The sequence below is a fragment of the Streptomyces sp. NBRC 109706 genome (assembly GCF_000974485.1).
Taxonomy (GTDB): Bacteria; Actinomycetota; Actinomycetes; order Streptomycetales; family Streptomycetaceae; genus Streptomyces.
Genome location: NZ_BBOM01000013.1, coordinates 149772 through 165933 on the forward strand (window position 1 = coordinate 149772; position 16162 = coordinate 165933).

A 16162-nucleotide genomic window follows, 5' to 3' on the forward strand; every position below is an offset into this window, starting at 1 on the left:
CTTGTTCCTGTCCGGCCGACGGCCGGGACGCAGCTGACCGCTGCCTGCTGACTGATGACTGTTGTCGTGCAGAACGTAAGAGCGGCCAGCGAAGCCGTGAGGGCCAGAAGGTGAACAGAAAGATAGGTTCGGCGGAACCAGCAGTTTCACAAAAAGAGTTGGAATCGTTAAGGAAGAAAGCTGGTGATCAAGACCGAAAATGCGGGCGGTTGAGAGGGCTTGCTCAGCCCGTCAACCGCCCGCGTCCGGCCCGTCGCCCCCCGCGCCCAGGGCACGCTCAGCCCGTGGGTGGCACCAGCCGGTAGCCCACGCCCCGGACGGTCTGGATGATCTCGGGGTGGTGCGGGTCGTCGCCGAGACGCTCCCGCAGGCGCCGAATGTGAACGGTGATGGTGTTGGAGCGACGGGCGCCCTCACCCCACAGCTCGGTCCTGATCTGATCACGGGTGATCACTTTTTCGGCGTGCAGCATCAGCAGATGCAGCAGCTGGAACTCCCGCAACGGCAGCCTGGCCGTCGACACCCCGTGCATCCGCACCTCGTAGGTGCTGGGGTCGAGCGTCAACGGACCGCACACCAGCGGCTGGTCCCAGCCCCGGGTGCCCCGGTCCGCCAGGCTCAGCAACTGGGCCACCTCGCGCGGCCGGTAGGGGCGCGCGACACAGGCGCTCGCCCCCGCCGCGAGCGCCGGCGCGACCTGCGCGGTGTCGTCGGGGCCCACCCCGAGCACCACCGGGATCGACAGCCGACGCCGCACCAGCCGCAGCACGGTGGCCCCGTCGATCAACGGCAGATCGGCGGAGACCAGCAGCACGTCCGGCTTGCGCAGCCCCGCCTCAAGCAGCGCCGCCGCGCCGTCGGCGCAGTGCACCACCGATACCTGATACTTCGCCAGCTGGGTGGTCAGCCCCTGCCGGATGCGTTCGTCCGCGTCGGCCAGCAGCACCACGGGATGCGAGCCGAGCGGTATCCGCGCCGGCGCGATCGGCGACGCCTCGATGATCCCCGCGGAATCCGCCGGCTCGTCAAACATGTCGCTGGACAGGGACGTTGCCCGACTCGAACTCAACCAGGCGCCCATGGGGCTCTCCCTCGCTGTCGGTCTCGGCAGTGCAGAAAGCGGCCGGCACCCGGGGCGCTCGGCCGCGACTCGCCGCGGGAGATGTGCTGGGACCAAAAGCCATGGTGTGGGCTCCCGGAAAGCGTGAATGAGGTCTCCGCGGAGACGTTCACCATGTAAATAGCCGTGGGTAGCGGGTTGTACGGCCTTCGGTGAACCCGCGATGAACAACGGCGTTCTCTCAGGTTCCGCCGGCGCGCCCCCCGGCGGCTCCGGGCTGAGTAGCATCGGGTGGGGTGACCGTGACCCGGTGAGGTCCTGGCCGATGCGAACACAGGGAACAGTGGCGTGGGGATCGAAGACGAGAAGCTGGTGTTCGACTATCTGAGCCGGGTCGGCGACCTGGCCCATGGCACCAGCATGTCGGCGGCCGAACGGGTCCGCCTGGTCAACCGGCTGCGGGACGAGATCGGGCGGGAACGCGCCGGCTCGGGAGCGGAGAACCGCGCCTCGGTGAAACGCATCCTGGGCCGCCTCGGCAGCCCGGAGGACGTGGTCGCCGGCGCGGCGGGCGCCGGCAACTCCCCACCCCGGGCGGCGAGTCCACCCCCGAGGCCGACACCCCAGAAGCCGACGCCGCCGGCACGGCCGACGCCACCGGCAGCGTTGCCGCCGCAGCGCGCCCGACCTGGCGCCGAGGCCACCGAGGCAGTCGAGGCCGTCGAGACGGGTCCCGAGGTGCCGACGGGGCGGACGGGCGGGCTGCCCCGCGTCGACAACTGGCGGGACGGCCAGATCGGCGGCTTCACCGGCGGCGTCGACATCCCCGAGCTGATGGGCCCCAGCGGCCTGCCGGCGGCCGAGCGCGGCCCCGGCACGGAGGCCGAGCTGGAGGCCGCCGAGCAGGAGGCGGCCGAGGAGGCCGCCGCCGAGGCGTCACTCACCCAGCCGGTGGTGGAGGACGAGGACCCGCCGCGCCCCCGCCGCCGGGGCGCCCGGCTGGCCAGGGCGGTGCTCAGCGGCCGCCGCAGGGGCGGCGTGATCGAACTGGCCGGAGTCGCCGCCCTGGTCGGCGGCGCCGTCGCCCCCTCCGTCTACGCGATGGCGCTGGGCTGGCTGCTGGCCTACTGGTCGCCCCGGCTCAGCATCCGCGAGGGCCAGTGGGCGGCCATCGGCATGCCGGCCCTGATCGCCACGGGCTACGCGGTCTGGCTGCTGGGCCGCGCCGGCGGCTACTGGGGCGAGCTGCTGGAGGAGGGCGACGCGGAGGCGGCCCTCACCGACCACTGGCCCCTCCTCCTCCGCACCGCCGCCCTGGCCAGCGCCGCCTTCCTCCTCTTCCGCGCCCGCCGCCCGATGAAGGAATAGCCAACGGTCCTCAGGGTCAGGGACAGCGCGCGGGTCAGGTCGCCGGGACGGCGCCGGTGATGCGGTGGAGAGGGTAGGTGCGGACCTCCCGCGCCGTGTGGTCGAAGCCGGTGACAAAGCCGCCGGCGACGCGGACGGGGGCCAGCACCTGGTGGCTGGCGGTGCCGTCGGAGCCGACATAGCCGATATGGGTCAGGCCGCCCGAGGCCGCCGCCGCGCGCAGCGTGGTCAGGGCCTCGTCGGGTGAGGTGCGCGGCGGTGGGCCGACGGCCTCCGGCACCTTGGCGCCCGGCGGCGCCTCCGGCGCGCCGCCGGCGGCGTGATCGCCGGCGCGCACGGCGCGCACCGCCGTGGACAGCAGCGCCTCGTCGGCGGGCGGCGGGGTGTCGGGCGCCGGCGCGGGCGGCGTGCGCTCCGGCGCGCGGTGCGCCTCGCCGCCCAGCGTCACCACATCGCCATCGGCCGTCTCGGCGGCCGGCGCCTGGCCCAACTCCCGCAGCCTGGCGAGCAGTACGTCCGGCGCGAGGTCGGAGACCAGCACGGTGGGCGCGATCCGGCGCAGCCGCAGCGCGGCGAACCCGCGGTCGGCGAGCAGCTGGCCGACGGTCGTCTCGTCCTCGCAGCGCAGATAGCTGGTGGCGGCGCCGACCCGCAGCCGCCCGTGGCGGCGGGCGACATCGTCCACCAGATAGTCCAGCGGCTGGGGCACCGGCGTGCGGGAGACCCGCGCCAGGAAGGCGTGCAGCTCCCCGGTGCTCCAACCAGCGTCCAGCGCACGGCGGATGGACCCGGGCGTGAAGCGGTAGACGGTCGCCCCGCCCGTCGACTCGACCTCGGCGGCCAGCGCCATCGTGGCGCGCAGATCGCGGCGGAGCGGCCCCGGCGCGACGGCGGTCAGATCGGCCTGGAGCAGCACCTGCTCGACCGGTTCGGGGAAGAGCGGGGCGAGCAGCAGCGCGGCGGCCGTGGGATCGGGCGGCTGGGCCAGCAGCGGCCTGGCGAACGAGGCCAACGCGCCGCGCCCGGTGACGCCGAGCCGTTCGGCGTCGGCCAGCGTGGCCGCGCACAGCTGCGCCCGGGTCTCCTCGTGCACCCGACGCGGCAGCTCCCAGGCCAGCCGGTCGAGCACGGCGGCCGGGGACGGGGCGCCGCCCGGCGGCAGCTCCCCCACCAGCTCCAGCGTCCGGTGGCGTAGCGCGGGCGCGGCGCCTCGGTCGAGCCCGGTGCCGAGCGCGGCCAGCAGCCGGCCCTTGCCGTCGCGGGTGCCGACCAGCCCGGGCACCCTGGTGCTCGCCAGCCAGGCGGTGACCAGCGGCAGCCAGCGGTCCCCGGTGGGCGCCTCCACCCAGGCGTCGAACCGCGGGGTCGGCGCATACCGTTCGTCCGCCTCGCCGTCGGAGGCCAACAGACCGGCTCCATAGGCGAGTTCCAGCCAGAAAACGGCCTCGGGCTCGGGCACGTCGAGATCGACGGCGATCCGTTTCAGCTCCCGCAGCCCCAGGCCGCCGGCCCGCAGCACCGGGGGGCCCTCGGCGTTCCAGGAGGTCAGCAGCTCCTCGACGGTGTCGATGGCGCGGTGCGCCGCGCCGGCAGCGGCCGCGTCCACCGCCTCGGGGGCGTGGGTGGTCCCGGCGGTCAGCGGGGGCGGTTCCGGCCGTGGCTCGCGGTGTGCCCGGCCGCCGCGCAGCTCCAGCGCGACCTCCCTGGGCAGCACCACCGAACCGGGCCCGGTCGGCATCAGCAGGCCACGGTCCAGCAGCCAGCGCAGCGGGGTGCCGGGGCGGGCCGCCTCGGCGCCGCTGCCCATGGTGCCGAACGGCGGGCCCCAGGTCAGCCGGTCGAGGGCGGCGCGCGCGCCGGGCGGGGCCTCGGCCAGCAGCGCGGCCAGCCGTTCCGGGGACCGGAAGAGCGCGGTGAGCGCGGCGACGGCGCTCACCGGGTCGCGGGTGGGCGGCAGCCCACAGGTGGCGACCAGCTGCTGCATCCGGCTGGGCGCGATGCCCGACGTCGTCTCGGCGAGCGTCGGGCCGAGCCCGGTGGCGCTGGGCCGGCCCGGGGTCGGCGCCAGCAGCTCCTGGGCGGTGCGCACCAGCCGCAGGGCGTCCGGCCGGCCCCAGAGAAGGGCCCGGGCGCGCAGCGTGGCGAGCGCCTGGGGCAGTCGGTGCTCGCCGCCGGCGAGCAGTGCGCCCAGCGCGTGTTGCGAACAGGGGCGCTCGGCGATGGCCAGTGCCTCCGCCGTTTGGAGGGTGAAGGTGTCCAGATGCTCCAGCGCGCGCAGCACCGAGGGGCGGGCGCCGGCGCGGGTGGCGAGCTGGGAGAGGTCGCCCGGCAGCGGCGACAACAGATCCGGCCTGGCGCGCAGCAGCTCGGACAGCTCCTCGTCGGAACGCGCGCGCAGTTCGTCGGCGAGGGTACGGGGGCTGTCGGTGGAACCGCTGGTCATCCTGCCAACCGTAGCGCCAGTCCGGCCCAGGAGACATGGCTCGGGACGCCCAGGAGGGTGCCAAACCGATTTTGTTGCAGTTTTGCCCCGGAGCAACCGTGCGCTTGGCGACTCGAACTGCGAGTGGACTGTCGAGGTACCCGCGCGGCACACTCGGAAACCAGTCAACGGAAGGACCCGATGCACGATGCCGCCGAGGGAGAATCCCACCGCCCGACAGGCCCGACTCGGCGCGGAATTGCGCAAGTTGCGGGTGGCGGCGGGGCGTACGGCGCGGGAGACGGCGGCCATGCTCGGCACCGACCAGGGCAAGATCAGCCACATAGAGTCGGGGCGGATCGGGGTCAGCGAGGACCGCATCAGAAAGCTGGCCGATTTCTACGGCTGCGCCGACGAACCGCTGCTGAACGCGCTGTGCGCCATCGCCAGGGAACATCGCGGCCAGTTCTGGTGGGACGAATATCGTGGCACCCTTGCCTCGCAGTTTCTCGCGGTGGCCGAATTGGAACATCACGCGGTGGCCATGCAGACCCTGCAGACCGTGACCGTTCCCGGCCTGCTGCAGACGGAGGACTACGCGCGGGCGCTCTTTCGGGGCGGCCTGCCGGAGCCGTCGGAGCGGGAGGTCGAGGCCAGGGTGCGGCACCGGATGCGCCGCAAGGTGGTGCTGGACCGGGAGAACCCGCCGCCGCTGTCCGTCTTTCTCCACGAGGCGGCGCTGCACATGCGCTTCGGCGGCCGGAAGGTCGCGCGACACCAGCTGGAGACGCTGATGGAGGCGTCCGAGCGGCCCGGGGTCACGCTGCGGGTGATCCCGTTCACCAACGAGGACTTCTACGAGGTGACCCAGCCGATGCTCTATGTCCACGGGGTGGTCCCCCAGCTGGACACCATCATGGTGGACGGTCCGACGGGCGGCGGCCTGCTCGGCGCCGATGACCAACTGGCGCACTACCGTGTCTTCTTCAGCCGCGCCACGGGCCGCTCCCTGGCCCCGGACGAGTCCCGTCAGCTGATCCACCACATCGCCCGCGCGCTGTAGCCCCTCCCGGGCGGGCGCCGCCGCGCCGCTGCGCGAAGCACGCAGCGGCGCGGCGCGGCCAGCCCGGCGCGCAGAGCGCGCCGAGGCGGCCACGGCCCCACGGGCCGGAAACAACTCGGCCCCGCCGGACGGCGAACCCCCACCCCCACCGGACGACAGACAAGCCGGCCCGCCAGTCCAGCACCACCAAACGGCGAACCCCCGACCAAGCCCGGGGCTCCACCGAACGGCTATCACCCCCACCGCCGCGCGCGCAGCGCACCCCGCTCCGGGCGTCGCCCCAAGACCCGTCCCCCGTCCCCTCGCCGCGCGCCCGTGCCCGGCGCGCTCTGCGCGCCGGGCTCCGCGCGCAGCGCGCCCGCGCATGCCGCAGGCGCAACGCGGGTAGATGGGCGGGGTGCGTGCCCATGTGTCACGTGCCTCAGTCGACCGATGTCGGGAGGATCCTCGATGCGTTCCCTTCGGGTCGCAGCGCTGGCCGTGTTCGCGCTGCTGGCCGGCCTGTTGACCGTTCCCTCCGCGCTCGCGGTCAACGCGGCGGCGCCCGGCTTCAAGGCCCCGTTCCCCTGTGGGCAGCAGTGGACCTACAGCCACCACTCCGCCGAGGTGCGCCGCGCCCTGGACTTCATCAGGTCCGACGGCGGCGGCACCCATGGCGCGCCCGTGCTGGCCTCCGCCGCCGGCACCGCCACCCGGCACAACCAGCCGGGCGGCGCCGGCCAGTACATCGTGGTCGACCACGGTGGCGGCTGGCAGACGTACTACTTCCATCTGGACACCTACTCGGTGCCCAACGGCGCCTCCGTCGCCCAGGGCCAGCAGATCGGCACCACGGGCACCACCGGGAACTCGTCGGGATCGCATATCCACTACGAGCAGCTGCTCAACGGCGTCGGCCAGAACATCGTGATCAACGGCCAGCCGCTCTCCTACCCGGGCTCGTACTACCAGGCGTATCTGACCAGCGACAACGGCTGCGGCGGCGGCACCCCCGACCGTTACTGGGTGGACACCTTCGCCGCCACCGACGGCTATGCCGACGCCTCGACCGCCTCGCCGCAGGGCCGGCTTCTGCAGGGCACCCACTATGTCTACTGCAAGGTCGCGGGCGCGCGGTACGAGGGCACATACGGCTACAACACCTGGTGGCTGCGGACGGATCTGGACGAGACCTACCCCGGCGGCAACGGGCGCGGCGCCTATGTGCCGGCCTACTACCTGTCGCGCTGGGGCGACGACGAGGCCAGGGACAACAACGGCACGGTGATCCCCGACTGCTGAGCCGGCCGTCGAAGCCCCGAGCAGGCCCGTAACCTCCCGACCACCCGTCGACAGGTGTTTCACTGGAGAGCTGAACGCCGCCCGCCACGGGCGACGTGGTTCCGGGTGTGTCGGAGGTATTACGGGTGTCCTGCTTGATCGTGCAGAGCGACAAGACGCTGCTGCTTGAGGTGGACCACGAGCAGGCCGAGGCCTGCCGGCGTGCCATCGCCCCGTTCGCCGAGCTGGAGCGGGCGCCCGAGCACATCCACACCTACCGGGTCACCCCGCTCGGCCTGTGGAACGCGCGCGCGGCGGGGCACGACGCGGAGCAGGTGGTGGACGCGCTGGTGCGCTACTCCCGCTATCCGGTGCCGCAGTCGCTACTGGTGGACGTGGCGGAGACGATGGCCCGCTACGGCCGGCTCAGCCTGGTCAAGCATCCGACGCACGGTCTGGTGCTGACGGCCACCGACCGTCCGGTGCTCACCGAGGTGCTGCGGTCCAAGCGGATCCAGCCGCTGGTGGGCGCCCGGATCGACGACGACACGGTGGCGGTGCATCCGTCCGAGCGTGGCCAGATCAAGCAGGTGCTGCTGAAGCTCGGCTGGCCGGCGGAGGATCTGGCCGGCTACGTGGACGGCGAGGCGCACCCGATCGCGCTGCGCGAGGACGGCTGGTCGCTCCGCCCCTACCAGCGGCAGGCGATCGACGGCTTCTGGCACGGCGGCTCCGGCGTCGTGGTGCTGCCATGCGGCGCCGGCAAGACGCTGGTCGGCGCGGGGGCGATGGCCACCGCCTCGTCGACCACGCTGATCCTGGTCACCAACACCGTGTCGGCGCGGCAGTGGAAGTCGGAGCTGGTGCGCCGCACCTCGCTGACGGAGGACGAGATCGGCGAGTACAGCGGCACCCGCAAGGAGATCCGCCCGGTGACCATCGCCACGTACCAGGTGCTGACCACCAAACGGAAGGGCGTCTACCCGCATCTGGAGCTGTTCGACTCCAGGGACTGGGGCCTGATCGTCTATGACGAGGTGCATCTGCTGCCGGCGCCGGTCTTCAAGTTCACCGCCGATCTGCAGGCCCGCCGCCGGCTGGGGCTGACCGCGACGCTGGTGCGGGAGGACGGCCGGGAGTCGGACGTGTTCTCGCTGATCGGGCCCAAGCGGTTCGACGCGCCCTGGCGGGAGATCGAGGCGCAGGGCTATATCGCGCCGGCCGACTGTGTCGAGGTGCGGGTGGATCTGAGCGAGTCGGAACGGCTGGCCTATGCGATGGCGGAGCCGGAGGAGCGGTACCGCTTCTGCGCCACCACGGACGCCAAGCGGCGGGTCGCCGAGGAGCTGGTGCGGCTGCACGAGGGCGCCCAGACCCTGGTGATCGGCCAGTACATCGATCAACTCGACGAGTTGGGCGAGCAGTTGAACGCGCCGGTGATCAAGGGCGAGACGACCAACGCCAAACGCGAGCAGCTGTTCAACGCCTTCCGTTCCGGCGAGGTGCGGGTGCTGGTGGTGTCCAAGGTGGCCAACTTCTCGGTGGACCTGCCGGAGGCGACGGTCGCCATCCAGGTCTCCGGCACCTTCGGTTCCCGGCAGGAGGAGGCGCAGCGGCTGGGCCGGGTGCTGCGGCCCAAGGCCGACGGGCACGAGGCGCGGTTCTACTCGGTGGTCGCCAGGGACACCATCGACCAGGACTTCGCCGCGCACCGCCAGCGGTTCCTGGCCGAGCAGGGCTACGCCTACCGGATCGTCGACGCCTCCGACCTCCCCTCGGAGGGCCAGTCCTCGGACGACCGGCCCGCGTAGCGCGCCGTCAGCCGTGCAGTTCGGCCACCACCCGCTCGGCGAACCGTTCCAGCTCCGCGCGCTCGTCGGGTCCGATCTCCGCGTCGCTCAGGGAGAACTCGACCTGCACGATCAGATTGGCGCGCTGCTGGCGGAGGAAAAGGACATGGACGCTTTCGCCGTGGCTCTCCGCCACCAGCCAGGGCCGGCCGTTGATCTCCTCCGGTTCGCCGTCCACGAGGGGGTACTCCGCGTCATAGGCGCGCGCCCGTTCGTCCGGTGACCGCTCGTCCGGGCCCTCCCAGGGAAAGAGGTGCAGGGTCAGCTCCACATGCGTGCGGAGGCCGCCGGCGAAGCAGTAGCGGAACTCCCCGGGGAACGACGGTACGCCGGGGTCGCCGGACATCGACGCGTCCTCGGGCAGCAGTTCGACGCCATGGCGCTCGATCAGGTCACAGGCATCGGGCAGGGCGCCCACCGTCTCGCTGCCCGGCCACCAGGGCGCGTGCCACGGCTCGTCCCGGCGCAGGCCCACCGTGACCAACGCCAGGACGGCCAGCACGACGAGGGAACCTGGCCCGAGGCGCCGCCACCGGGACGGGGCGTCGTCCGCCTCCCGGACGGGCAGGTCCTCGGCGTGGTCGGCGACGGCGGCCCGCAGCCGCGTCAGCTCCCGAGCGAACCTGCGGCGCCCGAACAGCCGTCTAGGCACCGCCAGTTGACGTTCCCCGCCGGCCCGTTGGCGCAGCCGGACGGTGCCTGTGGTCAGCACGACGGCCTCGATCGCCGACCAGGGCGTGATCCGTTCCTCGGCCCCGAGGCGCCGCTCGCGCACCGCGTACGAGGTCAGCGTGGTCCCGGTGGTCCAGGCCGCCAGCAGCCGCCAGCCGGCGAGACCGCCCAGCAGCGCGGCGACCGTGCCCAGCGTGGACAGTTCCTCGCGGAACGCCAGAACGCTCGCCGTCAACCCGACGCCCGCTGCCACCCCCCAGCCGCCGGCCACCCACCGGGGGACGCCGAACCGTACGCGCTTCTCCCCCATGTCCCCGCTCCCCCCTCGCGTCCTCCCCCGAGCATGGGCGGTCACCCGGAGTCGCGCAATACGCCGGCCGACGGGCGCCGGCGTCCCGTCCGCCGGGCCCCGGAAAAATGAGTTTGCGGCTGGACGAGGGCGCCGTCTAGGCTTCCGTGCTTCCTCCTCCCGAGCCTGACGCGCAGGGCAGGAGCTGTCCGGACGGCAACCGGACGGCACTCCCACCCACTGGCCCGCACCCGCCGGCCGCCCTGCATCCCGGAGGCTTCGCCGTGTCCACCCATCCCTCGTCCGCCGCGTCCTCGAACCCGCTGGAAGCGGAACGAGCCCATCTGGCCGAATCCCGCGCCGCGTTGCGGGCGATGCGCGAGCACACCGAGTCCCTGGACATCAGCGATGTCACGGCGAACTGGGTGAACGCCGAGGTGCTGGCCGGCGAGATGGAGCAGCGGATCAAGGCACTGGCCGATCTGGCGGACACCCCGTTGTTCTTCGGCCGGCTGGACTTCGACCGGCGGGTGGACACCGACGGCGAGCACGGCTACCGCTTCTATATCGGCCGCCGCCATGTGCACGACGCCTCGGGCGATCCGATGGTGATCGACTGGCGGGCGCCGATCTCGCAGTCGTTCTACCGGGCCTCGAAGAAGGACCCGATGGATGTCGAGCTGCGGCGCCGATTCGGCTACGAGGGCGGGGAGTTGACCGCCTACGAGGACGAGCATCTGACCGATCCGGCGGAGGAGGACCGGGGCAGCGCGCTGCTGCAGCGCGAGATCGAGAAGCCGCGCGTCGGCCCGATGCGCGACATCGTGGCCACCATCCAGCCGGAACAGGACGAGATCGTCCGTGGCGCGCTCGGCGAGACGGTCTGTGTGCAGGGCGGCCCCGGCACCGGGAAGACCGCCGTCGGCCTGCACCGGGTGGCGTTTCTGCTCTATGCGCACCGGGAGCGGCTGGCCCGCAGCGGCACCCTGGTGATCGGTCCCAACCGGTCGTTCCTGCGCTATATCGAGCAGGTGTTGCCCACTCTGGGCGAGCTTGAGGTCAAACAGGCCACCGTCGACGAGCTGGTCGGACAGGTCGAGGTGAGCGGCACGGACGACGCGCGGGCCGCCACCGTCAAGGGCGACGCGCGGATGGCACAGGTGCTGCGCCGCGCGGTGCGCGCCGGGGTGACACTGCCGACGGAGCCGGTGATGGTGGTGCGCGGCTCCCGGCGCTGGCGCATCCCGGCCTATGAACTGACGGAGATCGTCGAGGAGTTGCTGGCCAGGGACATGCGCTATGGCGCGGCGGGCGAGGCGCTGCCGCAGCGGATCGCGCATCTGGTGCTGGTGCGGATGGAGCAGGCGGGCGAGGCGCCGGACGACCGGGTGCAGAACGCGGTGGCCCGCAATCCGGCGGTCAAGGCGGCGGTCAAGGCGATCTGGCCGACCGTCCACCCGGCGAAGCTGGTGCTGCGGCTGCTCTCCGACGCGGCGTTCCTCGCCGAGCAGGCCGACGGCATCCTCACCCCCGAGGAGCAGCGGGCCGTCCTCCGGGCCAAGCCGCCGCGCAGCATCCGCACCGCCCGCTGGTCGGCGGCCGACGCGGTGCTGATCGACGAGGCGAACGATCTGGTGACGCGGACCGGTTCGCTGGGCCATGTGGTGCTGGACGAGGCGCAGGACCTCTCCCCCATGCAGTACCGCGCGGTCGGCCGCCGCTGCGGCACCGGTTCGGCGACCATCCTCGGCGATATCGCGCAGGGCACCACCCCCTGGGCGACCAGGAGTTGGGCGGAGGCGCTGACCCATCTGGGCAAGCCGGGCGCGCATGTGGAGGAGCTGACCCAGGGCTTCCGGGTGCCGCGCCAGGTGATCGCCTACGCGTCCCGGCTGCTGCCGGCCATCGCACCTGATCTGACGGAGGCCACCTCGATCCGGGAGGCCGCCGGCTCGTTGACGGTCCGCCGGGTCGCCGAGGAGGAACTGGACGCGGCGACGTTGGACGCCTGCCGGGAGGCGTTGACCCATGAGGGCTCCACCGGTCTGATCGCGGCCGACGACCGGCTGCCGGCCCTGTCCGCCGCGCTGGCCGCCGCCGGTCTACCGCATGTCGGCCCGGGGCAGGAGACCAGCGCCGAGGTCAGGCTGACCCTGGTCCCGGCATCGTTGGCCAAGGGTCTGGAGTACGACTATGTGGTGCTGGACGAGCCGGACGCCGTCATCGAGGGCGAACCGGACCGCCGCACCGGGCTCCGCCGGCTCTATGTGGCGCTGACCCGAGCGGTCTCCGGCCTGACCGTGGTACACGCCAGACCGCTCCCCGACGAGCTGGACTGATCCGACGGGCCCCGGCGGCAGAATGACGCCATGGCCACCTCCCCCGAGCCCCCCGAGAACCCCGAGCGCCCCGGGAACCCCGACCCCGCCCAGGACCCCGCGTCCGTCGCCTCCGTCCACGCCGATCTGGCGGACCGCTATGCCGCGCTGCCGGACGGCGGTGGGCGGGCGGTCGGCGTCCGGCTGCTGGAGCGCTGGGCCGAACCGCACCGCCGCTACCACACCGTGGCCCATCTGCGGTTCGTGCTGGCCCGGTTGGACGAGCTGGCCGGCGTCGCCGACGATCCGGTGGCGGTGGAGCTGGCGGCCTGGTTCCATGACGCGGTCTACGATCCGCGCGCGGCCGACAACGAGGAACGCAGCGCCGAACTGGCCGAGACGCTGCTGCCCGAATCGCCGCGCCGCCCCGAGGTGGCCCGCCTGGTGCGGCTCACCGCGGGCCACCATCCGGCCGAGGGGGACGCCGACGGGGCCGCGCTCTGCGACGCCGATCTGGCGGTGCTGGCCGGCTCCCCCGACGAGTACGCGTCCTACGCGGCGGCGGTCCGCGTCGAGTACGGGCATGTGTCGGACGCCGACTTCGCCGTCGGACGGGCCCGGGTGCTGCGCCAACTCCTGGCGCTGCCCCGGCTGTTCCACACCGCGCACGGCGCGGGGCGGTGGGCCGGAACGGCGCGGTTCAACCTGCGGGGCGAGCTGTCGCTACTCACCGGCTGACGGGGCCCTCGTCGGCTCGGGCGCGGCCGCCCGCCGTCCACCGCCGGCGACCCGTCGGCCGACGGAGGAGCGGGTCTCGTCCCTGGACTGGAGCCAGGCGCCGACCAGCGCGGCGAGCAGCAGCAGCGCGCCCAGCCAGGCCGTCCAGACATAGCCGAGGCCCACGTTGATCACCAGCCCGCCGGCCCAGGGGCCCAGCGTGTTGCCCGCGTTGAACGAGGCGGTCGCCGTCGCCCCGGCCAGGGTCGGCGCCGCGCCGGCCACGTTGAAGATCCGGGCGTTGAGCCCGGGACCGCAGAGAAACGCCGCCAGGCCGAGCACCCCGGAGAGGGTGACGGCCGCCACCGGCTGGCGCGCGGTCAGCGCCAGCAGGGCGAGCACCAGGGCTGCGGCGGCCAGGCCCGCGTAGAGGGTGCCGAAGAGATGCGCGTCGGCCAGCCGCCCGCCGAACCAGGTGCCGATCAGCGCGCCGAAACCGTAGAGCACCAGCACCACGGGGACCCAGCCCTCGCCGAGCCCTGTCACCTCGGTGAGCAGCGGCGCGAGATAGGAGAAGAAGCAGAAGGTGCCGGCCGCGAAGAGCGCGGTGGTGACCATCGCCAGCCACACCCGCCGCTCCCGGTAGACCCGCAGCTCCGTGCGGAGCGGCACCCGCTCGGCGGCCGACGGCGGCCGGGTGCCGGGGACGAAGAGGAGCACCCCGACCAGGCCGAGCGCGGTCAGCAGCGCCACCGCCCAGAACGCGGCCCGCCAGCCCAGATGCTGCCCCAGCACCGCGCCGCCCGGCACCCCCGCGATATTGGCGACGCTCAACCCGCCCAGCAGCACCGCCATGGCGCGCGCCCGCGCGCCCACCGGCACCAGGGAGATCGCCACGGCGGCGCCCACGGCCCAGAAGCCGGCGCAGGCCAGCGCGCTCACCACCCTGGTCGCGAACAGCACGCCGTAGCCGGGCGCCAGCGCGCCCGCCAGATGGCTGACGCCGAAGACGGCGAGCAGCACCACCAGGGTCAGTCGGCGCGGCAGCCGTTGGGTGGCGGCGGCCAGCACGGGGGCGCCGACCACCATGCCGATAGCGAAGGCGGATATCAGCAGTCCCGCGGTGGGGATGGAGACATCGAGATCGTCGGCCACCTCGGGCAGCAGCCCGGAGAGCATGAACTCGCTGGTCCCCAGGGCGAATACGGCCGCCCCGATGACCAGCACTGCGGTGGGCAACCGAAAACGGTCGGCGGGCGGCGCGGCAGCGGAGGAAGACACGGGTTATCTCAACAAACGCCCGGCCGGTGCCCATTCCTGGGCGCCCGGACCCATGGCGGCACACCGCCCACCCCCGGGCGCGCGCCGTTCGCCCCCGGGCGCGCGCCGCGAACGCCCGGCGCGCCGTTCACGCCCGGGCGCGCTTGCGGCGGCGCAGCCCCGACTCGTTGAGCAGCCGCACCAGCCGGCGGCTGTCGGCCGGCACGGCGCCCAGCGCCACCGCCTCGGCGTAACGTTCCGCCGGCAGATCGTAGTGGTCGCGTTCGAAGGCCCGACGGGGTGCGCCCAATCGGGCGGCAAAGCTGTGCAGTTCCGCATAGGAGCTGTCGCTGACCAGATGCGACCACATCCGACCGTGTCCCGGCCAGGTCGGCGGGTCGATATAGATCGTCACCGCCGGGCCCCCGCCAGCCCTCCGACCGGCGCCACCGCCGTGCCCGTCACCGGGCAGACCCAGTGCGGATCCTCGCCCAGCTCCGGCTCCACATCCAGCGCGTGCGGGTCGTCCGCCGGGCAGAGCGGACAGAGCGGCCAGCGGCCCCTGGTCTCCAACAGCGCGTCCTGAATGTCCTGCGCCAACAGCCCGGGCACGAACGCGGCGCCGGCGGGCCACTGTTCGGACCACCAACGACGGTGCGAGACTGCCTGCTCCAGGAGGGAGACCTCCTCGGGGCCCGCCACCCCGTCCGCCGCCAGGTCGGCCAGCACCACGGCACGACCCCGGTTGATGGCCTCTTCCGTGGCTGGCTGTTCCATGCTGACCATTGGACCAGAGATCGGTGGCTTTCCCGAACCGCCCAGGGCCGACCGGCCCCCGGGGGGCTTGACGCGACTCTCCGTCGAAAATACGTTTCACCTGTGAGGCTAGCGATGAAGGAAAATTTCGCCCGGCGACCCGGAAGAACCCGACCCGTCGCCGTCGCGCCGAGACCCGCACCTCCCGAGCCGGGGGCCCTCGCGGCGAAGGTCCGCACCATGGCGCCCTCCATGACCCGTTCGATGCAGCGCGTCGCCGAGACCGTCGCCAGAGACCCCGCCGGCTGCGCCGCGCTCACCGTCACCGCCCTCGCCGAACGCACCGGCACCAGCGAGGCCACGGTGGTCCGCACCGCCCGGCTGCTGGGGTACCCCGGCTACCGCGATCTGCGCCTCGCGCTGGCCGGCCTCGCCGCCCAACAGGCGTCGGGCGCCGCCCCCGCCGTCACCGCCGACATATCGGTCGACGACCCGCTGAGCGAGGTGGTCGCCAAGCTCACCCAGGACGAGCGGCAGACCCTCACGGACACCGCCGGCGCCCTGGATCTGGCCCAACTGGAGGCCGCCGTCGACGCGTTGGCCGAGGCCCGACGCATCGACGTCTATGGCATCGGCGCCTCGTCGCTGGTCGCCCAGGACCTGGCGCAGAAGCTGCTCCGGATAGGGCTGATCGCCCACGCCCACACCGACCCCCATCTGGCCGTCACCAACGCCGTCCAGCTGCGCGGCGGCGATGTGGCCGTGGCCATCACCCACTCGGGGCGCACGGTCGATGTGATCGAGCCGCTGCAGGCTGCCTTCGACCACGGCGCCATCACCATCGCGATCACCGGCCGCCCCGACGGCGAGGTCACCCAGTACGCGGACCATGTGCTGACCACGTCGACGGCCAGGGAGAGCGAGCTGCGGCCCGCCGCCATGTCCAGCCGCACCAGCCAACTCCTCGTCATCGACTGCCTGTTCATCGGCGTCGCCCAGCGCACCTACGAGACGGCCGCGCCCGCCCTGCACGCCAGCTACGAAGCGCTCGCCCACCGCCACCACCCCCGCGAACGCTGACCCGCACCCCGCCGACCACCGCCCCTCGCACGGAGAGCCGCCCGCGC

General features: G+C 73.2%; 13 protein-coding genes. 7 read left to right on the forward strand and 6 right to left on the reverse strand.

Annotated elements, in window-relative coordinates; translation table 11 throughout:
* Positions 1 to 277 precede the first annotated feature (277 nt).
* The gene (locus AOM46_RS29325) at positions 278 to 1081 is read right to left on the reverse strand and encodes a response regulator transcription factor (protein ID WP_234314104.1); all 804 of its coding nucleotides are present in this window, start codon (positions 1079 to 1081) and stop codon (positions 278 to 280) included.
* A gap of 327 nt (positions 1082 to 1408) precedes the next feature.
* Between AOM46_RS29325 and AOM46_RS29330 the strand changes: the two genes are divergently transcribed.
* Entirely contained in the window at positions 1409 to 2428 is a 1020-nt protein-coding gene (locus AOM46_RS29330; protein ID WP_062217186.1) for a hypothetical protein, read from the forward strand.
* 34 nt (positions 2429 to 2462) lie between these two features.
* On the opposite strand, the gene AOM46_RS29335 is transcribed toward AOM46_RS29330, so the two are convergent.
* A complete protein-coding gene (locus AOM46_RS29335; RefSeq protein WP_062217189.1) occupies positions 2463 to 4871 on the reverse strand; it encodes a helicase-associated domain-containing protein in 2409 nt (802 codons plus the stop codon).
* Positions 4872 to 5058: 187 nt separating this feature from the next.
* On the opposite strand from AOM46_RS29335, the gene AOM46_RS29340 reads away from it, so the two are divergent.
* The 3 genes from AOM46_RS29340 (at position 5059) to AOM46_RS29350 (ending at position 8984) form a co-directional block, all read left to right on the forward strand.
* Positions 5059 to 5913, forward strand: coding sequence for a helix-turn-helix transcriptional regulator (locus tag AOM46_RS29340; protein WP_062217192.1), 855 nt, complete (start codon positions 5059 to 5061; stop codon positions 5911 to 5913).
* Positions 5914 to 6363: 450 nt separating this feature from the next.
* Positions 6364 to 7194 carry a M23 family metallopeptidase gene (locus AOM46_RS29345; protein WP_062217195.1) on the forward strand — a complete coding sequence of 277 codons (831 nt, stop codon included), beginning with the start codon at positions 6364 to 6366 and terminating at the stop codon, positions 7192 to 7194.
* A 125-nt stretch (positions 7195 to 7319) separates the two neighbouring features.
* Positions 7320 to 8984, forward strand: a complete 1665-nt coding sequence (locus AOM46_RS29350; RefSeq protein ID WP_062217198.1) for a DNA repair helicase XPB — start codon at positions 7320 to 7322, stop codon at positions 8982 to 8984.
* A 7-nt stretch (positions 8985 to 8991) separates the two neighbouring features.
* Here AOM46_RS29350 and AOM46_RS33605 read toward each other — a convergent pair whose 3' ends face one another.
* Positions 8992 to 10005, reverse strand: coding sequence for a hypothetical protein (locus tag AOM46_RS33605; protein ID WP_062217202.1), 1014 nt, complete (start codon positions 10003 to 10005; stop codon positions 8992 to 8994).
* Between the two features lie 263 nt (positions 10006 to 10268).
* On the opposite strand from AOM46_RS33605, the gene AOM46_RS29360 reads away from it, so the two are divergent.
* Positions 10269 to 12323 carry an ATP-binding domain-containing protein gene (locus AOM46_RS29360; protein ID WP_062217205.1) on the forward strand — a complete coding sequence of 685 codons (2055 nt, stop codon included), beginning with the start codon at positions 10269 to 10271 and terminating at the stop codon, positions 12321 to 12323.
* A gap of 30 nt (positions 12324 to 12353) precedes the next feature.
* Positions 12354 to 13040: a hypothetical protein gene (locus tag AOM46_RS29365; RefSeq protein ID WP_062217208.1), complete on the forward strand. Its 687-nt coding sequence runs from the start codon at positions 12354 to 12356 to the stop codon at positions 13038 to 13040.
* On the opposite strand, the gene AOM46_RS29370 is transcribed toward AOM46_RS29365, so the two are convergent.
* From AOM46_RS29370 to AOM46_RS29380, 3 genes are all read right to left on the reverse strand, one after another.
* Positions 13026 to 14258, reverse strand: coding sequence for a Cmx/CmrA family chloramphenicol efflux MFS transporter (locus AOM46_RS29370; protein WP_234314106.1), 1233 nt, complete (start codon positions 14256 to 14258; stop codon positions 13026 to 13028). The genes AOM46_RS29365 and AOM46_RS29370 overlap by 15 nt on opposite strands.
* Before the next feature lie 169 nt (positions 14259 to 14427).
* The gene (locus AOM46_RS29375) at positions 14428 to 14694 is read right to left on the reverse strand and encodes a DUF4031 domain-containing protein (protein ID WP_062217215.1); all 267 of its coding nucleotides are present in this window, start codon (positions 14692 to 14694) and stop codon (positions 14428 to 14430) included.
* Positions 14691 to 15056 carry a hypothetical protein gene (locus AOM46_RS29380; RefSeq protein WP_062217451.1) on the reverse strand — a complete coding sequence of 122 codons (366 nt, stop codon included), beginning with the start codon at positions 15054 to 15056 and terminating at the stop codon, positions 14691 to 14693. The genes AOM46_RS29375 and AOM46_RS29380 overlap by 4 nt, the downstream gene beginning before the upstream one ends.
* A gap of 114 nt (positions 15057 to 15170) precedes the next feature.
* Here AOM46_RS29380 and AOM46_RS29385 point away from each other — a divergent pair, with 114 nt between their 5' ends.
* On the forward strand, positions 15171 to 16115 hold the full coding sequence (locus AOM46_RS29385) for a MurR/RpiR family transcriptional regulator (RefSeq protein WP_062217218.1): 945 nt from the start codon (positions 15171 to 15173) through the stop codon (positions 16113 to 16115).
* Positions 16116 to 16162 lie beyond the last annotated feature (47 nt).

Excerpts from the sequence above, each read along its gene's own strand:
- AOM46_RS29325 (WP_234314104.1), bottom strand. The coding sequence starts at position 1,081 with ATGGGCGCCTGGTTGAGTTCGAGTCGGGCAACGTCCCTGTCCAGCGAC.
- AOM46_RS29335 (WP_062217189.1), bottom strand. The coding sequence starts at position 4,871 with ATGACCAGCGGTTCCACCGACAGCCCCCGTACCCTCGCCGACGAACTG.
- AOM46_RS29340 (WP_062217192.1), top strand. The coding sequence starts at position 5,059 with ATGCCGCCGAGGGAGAATCCCACCGCCCGACAGGCCCGACTCGGCGCG.
- AOM46_RS29345 (WP_062217195.1), top strand. The coding sequence starts at position 6,364 with ATGCGTTCCCTTCGGGTCGCAGCGCTGGCCGTGTTCGCGCTGCTGGCC.
- AOM46_RS33605 (WP_062217202.1), bottom strand. The coding sequence starts at position 10,005 with ATGGGGGAGAAGCGCGTACGGTTCGGCGTCCCCCGGTGGGTGGCCGGC.
- AOM46_RS29365 (WP_062217208.1), top strand. The coding sequence starts at position 12,354 with ATGGCCACCTCCCCCGAGCCCCCCGAGAACCCCGAGCGCCCCGGGAAC.
- AOM46_RS29380 (WP_062217451.1), bottom strand. The coding sequence starts at position 15,056 with ATGGAACAGCCAGCCACGGAAGAGGCCATCAACCGGGGTCGTGCCGTG.
- AOM46_RS29385 (WP_062217218.1), top strand. The coding sequence starts at position 15,171 with ATGAAGGAAAATTTCGCCCGGCGACCCGGAAGAACCCGACCCGTCGCC.